The following is a 715-nucleotide window of genomic DNA, read 5'->3' as shown; positions in this document are numbered from 1 at the left end:
CACAGACAAAGGGCCTCTCCCTTGTGTGGACTGTTAGCGTGTACATACCATAGGAATCCGCAGGCCTATCATTATCAGTTCGAACCTGAAGCTCTCTGCAATGCTCACGTACCCAGGTATCCAAATGCAGAAACCGGGAAGGAAACAGATCCCCCGAAGGAAGGGGGGAGCAGTGGATGTGAGGGGGAGCGTCCTCATCCGAAGATACCTGACACATGCTTGCCTTATCCCGGATCCATGTGTGGCACCTGTTTCAACGGCCAGATGTTGTGCAGGAATTGCGGAGGTGAGAGTTAATCCGGTTTTTTGTTGTTTTTCCCCCCGACAATGCACGAAGTGGTGTTCGCTGTTCTGTCTATGACGCAGGATGTTGTTTTATAGGGATGAATATTTGTGCTGTCCGTAGTTTGTAGAGCAATAGTGCCCGTAGAAATAACATCAAGTGGTTGTGATTGAATAGAGCGGATTGGCTGACTTTTGACTTTTACTGCAAAGGCGCCAGATACAGACAAGCCGGTCGCCATGCAAAGACTGGTGACAATAAAGTTCAGCCTGAAGATTATTCCCATCCTTCTCATCCTTCCCATAAAAGATCACAGAAGATAGCAACGTAACTGGCGGCTTCTTATGATGTCGGTGTTTATGGCACTGGTCGCTTGTCGCTTGTCGCTTGTCGCTGGATAAGTTGAGCATCTCCTGACTTGTTACACCGTAC

The 715-nt window shown here is 48.5% G+C and carries 1 protein-coding gene; it reads right to left on the bottom strand.

The features are described from left to right. Positions 1 to 293: 293 nt before the first annotated feature. Positions 294 to 569 carry a hypothetical protein gene (locus E1189_RS01260; RefSeq protein WP_155158295.1) on the bottom strand — a complete coding sequence of 92 codons (276 nt, stop codon included), beginning with the start codon at positions 567 to 569 and terminating at the stop codon, positions 294 to 296. Positions 570 to 715 lie beyond the last annotated feature (146 nt).

The organism is Parendozoicomonas verongulae, from assembly GCF_009711465.1.
GTDB classification, from domain to species: domain Bacteria; phylum Pseudomonadota; class Gammaproteobacteria; order Pseudomonadales; family Endozoicomonadaceae; genus Sansalvadorimonas; species Sansalvadorimonas verongulae.
The sequence above is the reverse complement of the archived record's forward strand: the minus strand, read 5'-3'. Positions and strand labels throughout refer to the sequence as shown.